The sequence below is a fragment of the Rothia sp. HMSC065G12 genome (genome assembly GCF_001811455.1).
In the GTDB taxonomy this organism is placed as follows: domain Bacteria; phylum Actinomycetota; class Actinomycetes; order Actinomycetales; family Micrococcaceae; genus Rothia; species Rothia dentocariosa.
This window is the reverse complement of record NZ_KV804803.1, coordinates 1-4702: the sequence shown is the minus strand read 5'-3', so window position 1 is coordinate 4702 and position 4702 is coordinate 1. Positions and strand designations below refer to the sequence as shown.

The 4702-nt window shown below is 49.8% G+C and carries 7 protein-coding genes; all 7 read right to left on the bottom strand.

All coding sequences use genetic code 11. The features are described from left to right. Positions 1-310: muramidase (locus tag HMPREF2804_RS02170; RefSeq protein ID WP_070627074.1), on the bottom strand; the 310-nt coding region annotated here is incomplete at its 3' end. A 110-nt stretch (positions 311-420) separates the two neighbouring features. Further along, on the bottom strand, positions 421-777 hold the full coding sequence (locus tag HMPREF2804_RS02165; protein ID WP_239653096.1) for a hypothetical protein: 357 nt from the start codon (positions 775-777) through the stop codon (positions 421-423). A 63-nt stretch (positions 778-840) separates the two neighbouring features. Continuing rightward, the gene (locus HMPREF2804_RS02160) at positions 841-1374 is read right to left on the bottom strand and encodes a hypothetical protein (protein ID WP_041321908.1); all 534 of its coding nucleotides are present in this window, start codon (positions 1372-1374) and stop codon (positions 841-843) included. A gap of 82 nt (positions 1375-1456) precedes the next feature. Beyond that, positions 1457-1963 (bottom strand): peptidoglycan-binding domain-containing protein, encoded by a 507-nt coding sequence (locus tag HMPREF2804_RS02155; RefSeq protein WP_070627072.1) that lies wholly within the window; start codon positions 1961-1963, stop codon positions 1457-1459. Between the two features lie 132 nt (positions 1964-2095). Continuing rightward, entirely contained in the window at positions 2096-2650 is a 555-nt protein-coding gene (locus tag HMPREF2804_RS02150; RefSeq protein ID WP_070520308.1) for a chemotaxis protein CheA, read from the bottom strand. Between the two features lie 86 nt (positions 2651-2736). Further along, on the bottom strand, positions 2737-3261 hold the full coding sequence (locus HMPREF2804_RS02145) for a peptidoglycan-binding domain-containing protein (protein ID WP_070627070.1): 525 nt from the start codon (positions 3259-3261) through the stop codon (positions 2737-2739). Positions 3262-3891: 630 nt separating this feature from the next. Continuing rightward, positions 3892-4404: an LURP-one-related/scramblase family protein gene (locus tag HMPREF2804_RS02140; protein ID WP_070627068.1), complete on the bottom strand. Its 513-nt coding sequence runs from the start codon at positions 4402-4404 to the stop codon at positions 3892-3894. Between the last annotated feature and the right edge of the window lie 298 nt (positions 4405-4702).

Below are 4702 nucleotides of genomic sequence, written 5' to 3'. Positions count from 1 at the left end.
AATCTTTGATGGTTTCTGAACCGGAGGCGGCATCATCAGAAACCCAATCCCAGCCACTCGTCAGCCCAGGGTTAGCACTCGCTTGAGACGCAGGCTGACTTGAGACGATGCCATCTACCACCTCAAGCGCAGCGAGCCTCTGATACATACGTGTAGTTTCACTTCCCCAGTAACCATCAACCTCAAGCGCATTCGCACTCGTCGCGGTTACCAAGGTCGAGCCGAAGGCGAGCATACCCGCAGCGGGTACGCCAATGGCGGTAGTACGCAACAGTTTACGACGGGAAAGTCCGGTATTTTCGAGAGTCATAATACTCCTTCCTCAACTAAGGCTCATAAAAGGTTTGAAGCAATCTTGGCACCAGTCAAAAGCTCACAAGCCCCAATATCACTTCTTCACACAACTTAGTTGCGAATTATTTATTCAAAGAGGCTGGCGGCGTCACGATCAGCATCTTCAACAGCCTGAACTGCCTGGTCTCGTTCTTGAGCCATCGCTTCAGCCTTCTGCGCAGCATCACGCAGATCCGCAGCGGCAGAATCATTAATCGCGATGTTATCCTGGTCAAACTTATTTGCTAGATCTGTAGCGTCCCGGGCTTCTTGATGAAGCTGCTCAGATTCTGCCTGCATTGCGCCTGTCGAGTTATCGGCAATCCCTGCATTCGCCGCCGGAGCCGTCATGAAGCCAAGCGCTAGCAGGGCACCCACAATGGGGGTCACGAGCGAGGTTACGCGCATCGACTTACGAGGACGATCAGATTTACGAAGTATCATTTTTTCTCCTCAATTAGTTCGAATAGGACTGTGCACCAACTGGTGAAAGAGCAACGCCGGGTTTTAGCCGACGTATTGGTTAATCTCGTTCTGCAAAGCCTCAATAGTCGGTGATGGACTATCTAAAGTTCCATCCGCCGTCAGGCCATAATGCTCTTGTAAAAGCTTGATATGAACGCCTGTGATGCTGTAGCCAGTTACATTCCCACCCCATTCCTCAATTTTGAGGAAAAGATGTTGCCCATGAGTCCCGGATCCAAGCCATTGATACATGGCCAGCATGGTTGGGGAACCAGAGGCCTGTGCATCATCGACCCATTCCCAACCGCTGACGATACCCGAGCAGGATGGAGCCATACTTGATGGCTGAGAACTAATAACTCCATCCACCGACAACCCGGCCCCACGCACGGCATTCATAAAGCGTTGGAGCCCTGCAGAGGTTTCCTCGCCCCAGTAACCATCAACGCTAACCGCACTCGCACTTGTTGCGGTCACCAGAGTGGAGCCGAAAGCCAGCAAACTCGCGGCGGGTACGCCTACAGCAGCGGTACGCACCAGCCTGCGGCGAGAAATACCAGAATGTTCGTTCGTCATTTTATTCTCCTTCAGGATGAAAATATATGTCCGCTGAGAAGCACCAACGTGCTTTTCACGCATCATCAAATCTCACGCAGAGCTAACCGACGTACTGGCTAATCTCGTTCTGCAAAGCCTTGATAGTCTCTGAAGGTCCATCTAGGCGACCATCTGCCGTGAGACCGTAATGATTTTGCAGAGCCTTGATGGTATTGGGGCCAATCGTTCCGTCAGCCTCAACGCCACCCAGCCAACGCTGCAGGTAATAGATGGTGAAGTCGTAGCCTTGCGCTCCCCCATCGGATTCCCACTGCCATCCGCTGCCCAGCCCAGGATTGGCAGACTGCTGCGATACAGGCTGATATTTCACAACACCGTCTTCATACCCGTATGTAGGCTGACCGAGTTCCTGCGCAAAGATTTTGAAGAAAAACTTTTGAAGCTGCGAGGTTGTCTCAGAACCCCAATAACCATCAGCCTCAAGCGACTGAGCAGCTGGGACGCTAACGATGCTGAACCCCAGCGCCAAAACGCCTGCGGCGGGAATGCCTATGGAGGCGGTGCGCAGCAAGCGACGACGCGAAATACCAGAATGTTCATTCGACATAGTGATACCCTCCTTTGCGTATTTTCAGGTACAGAAAGCTAGAGCTGGAAGATGTCTTCCTTGTCGGGATGATGGATATACCACTAGATGGCCGATCCACCCTCCCGACACGTGAAGAACTGTCACATTGGATTAGCCAACGTACTGGTTGATCTCCTTTTGCAAGGCCTTAATGGTCTGCGATGGAGCTGACAGAACGCCGTCGCGGGTAAGCCCATAATGGCCCTGCATGAGCTTGATGTGTGTAGGCGAAATTTGGTTATTGGACAAAGGTTCGCCCGTTTCTTGAATCAAAGACGCGCTCCCTTCTTGCGTCTTTGCCTCAAGAGTATCGTCTGGATCATGAGTCAGCCACATAAACATCAGCCCGATAGTGGGAGATCCCTTGGCCTGAGAATCTTCTACCCACTCCCAACCACCAACGATGCCGGAGCAGGAAGAAGCCATGCTCAAAGGCTGAGAGCTGATCATGCCATCAACGTCCAATCCAGCACTCAGAAAGGCATTCAGAAATTTCTGAAAACCTGTCGAGGTCTCCGAACCCCAGTAGCCGTCAACATCAACAGCATTCGCGCTCGTTGCAGTTACCAAGGTCGAGCCGAAAGCGAGTAGACCAGCAGCAGGCACGCCAATAGCGGTAGTACGCAACAGCTTACGGCGAGAAAGTCCAGGATTTTCGAGAGTCATCAGGAATACCCTCCTTTGCGTATTTTTCTGGTGCAGGAAGTTGGAGAAGATTTCAGCACACCATAAAACCATCACCGGTAGTAGCGTTAATTATTCTTCGCTATCTCATCATTGTCTGCGCGAAGGTAATGGTTAATTTCATTCTGCAGAGTCAGAATTGTCGGCGACGGTCCATCTAGTGTTCCATCCGCTGTCAGTCCATAATGGGCTTGCAGGGCACTGATAGTCTCAGAACCAAAAATCCCGTCAGCCCCAACACCTAGCCAAGTTTGCATCGCAACTATTGTTTGAGAGCCAGATGCTTGAGCATCATCAACCCACTCCCAGCCACCAGCAAGACCGGGACATGAAGCCTGCAGACTTGACGGCTGAGAACTAATCACACCATCCACGCTCAAGCGAGCATGCTGGGTAATATTTAAGAAAGTTTGGAGCCCACTGGAAGTTTTTGACCCCCACCAACCATCAGCACCAACTAGAGCGTGATAAGCCTGCGCGCTCGGTGCGGTCACAAGGGTCGAGCCGAAAGCGAGCAGACCAGCAGCAGGCACACCAATAGCGGTAGTACGCAGCAGCTTACGGCGAGAAAGTCCGGGATTTTCGAGAGTCATGTTACTTATCTTCCTTTCACATGGTGGTTGGATACGCGCACTCGCCACTGTAGAGCTACAAAAAGCGTTGCTGATTGCGTACTATCTGTGAACGCCTCATAAAAGAAGGCGCAGGGTTATGACATTTCCTCTTCCGGAGCGAGGATTTTATTTAGGGTGCTCAGAATATATCTGCAAGAGCTGCATACCAGCAACACATCTCAAAGTGATTTTTGGTCACCTCATATAATGCATTTACTGTGCAGTGCTTTCCTGAACGCCTCTGCCCCTACCATAGAAGCTACACGGGCGAGTTTTCAACCCTTTGAGGCTGTTTTGCTGCATCACACAAGACAGAGGTTCACGCATTATCATGCTCTACGTCAGAGTGATCATTGTTCAAAATTTTTAAATGTCATATTTCTTATTCGGGCATGTCACATAAAAATATAACGCCACGCTTCGTAAGTTTTTATAAACATTTCATGTTTTAAATATTTTTTCTTAGGTGTTTCAAGAAGTAAATCTCTATAAGCATGCTTTAATCCCCACGAGCAGATGGTTATTGTGGCGAGCAGATAACAATCGATTATCTGCTCACCAAAATACTATCTGCTCGCGCCTCATCAAACCTGACGCATAGGAGGGACTTTAGGATCCGTGAAAACTAATTCTAGGCCTGTTCTTCTGCCGCTGATCAGATAGATAATCAACAACGATGAGAACTGCAATAGCAACGTCTTGAAAACGCTGGTCGTACACAGTGATCTGATATTTGTCGCGCATCTTAAACCTAGGCTTGTGAATAGCGGCAACGATACTTCCTTCGAGAACAATCTCAAAGTTACCTTCCCAGAAACTACCCCCGATCTGAAGCGGAGTCTGGTTGAGGTAGGCTTCTATGTTGAGTCCCGCGAGTTTAAACCGTTTGCGCATATGCAGCTGGTCGCCGGTGGAAAAGCCAACATTGAAAACGGTACCGAGCCCAAGCTGCCGCTCCAGCGTGAACTGCACGCCGGTCTCAACGTTCGTCACATTCATATTTTTGCCGAGAACCCGGTAGTTTTCATCAACCTGATATACCGTGTACCCGCCTTCGTCGGTGACGACATAGTGGTCGGTAATTTTGAAGATTTTCTGCGCTGCGTAAAGCTGCCGCATCATGCTCTCCTCTCTATGTGTTTCGGTGGTGTCGTTGGTAGCTCAACCATAGCACCGCGTATATCCTCAACAGCGGATTGTCTCACCTTACACGTGTGCCCTAAGAAGGAATTTACGGAACGGGATTTTGGGCGTGGAATCGCCAGGTGCAGCCGAAGGTAAAGGGATTCTAGAGCGATTCATCAGGCACCCCTTCGGATACCTCATGCTGCTTTTGTTCTGAAGATTTGTCTGTCTTTTTAATACTATTTGTCGTGACAACAATCATTAAGATGCCCAAAATAACCTCGTAAAGGGCTAC

What these genes read in the sequence shown, in the direction of transcription:
- HMPREF2804_RS02165 (WP_239653096.1), bottom strand. Translation starts at nt 777, where the DNA reads ATGATACTTCGTAAATCTGATCGTCCTCGTAAGTCGATGCGCGTAACC.
- HMPREF2804_RS02160 (WP_041321908.1), bottom strand. Translation starts at nt 1,374, where the DNA reads ATGACGAACGAACATTCTGGTATTTCTCGCCGCAGGCTGGTGCGTACC.
- HMPREF2804_RS02155 (WP_070627072.1), bottom strand. Translation starts at nt 1,963, where the DNA reads ATGTCGAATGAACATTCTGGTATTTCGCGTCGTCGCTTGCTGCGCACC.
- HMPREF2804_RS02150 (WP_070520308.1), bottom strand. Translation starts at nt 2,650, where the DNA reads ATGACTCTCGAAAATCCTGGACTTTCTCGCCGTAAGCTGTTGCGTACT.
- HMPREF2804_RS02145 (WP_070627070.1), bottom strand. Translation starts at nt 3,261, where the DNA reads ATGACTCTCGAAAATCCCGGACTTTCTCGCCGTAAGCTGCTGCGTACT.
- HMPREF2804_RS02140 (WP_070627068.1), bottom strand. Translation starts at nt 4,404, where the DNA reads ATGATGCGGCAGCTTTACGCAGCGCAGAAAATCTTCAAAATTACCGAC.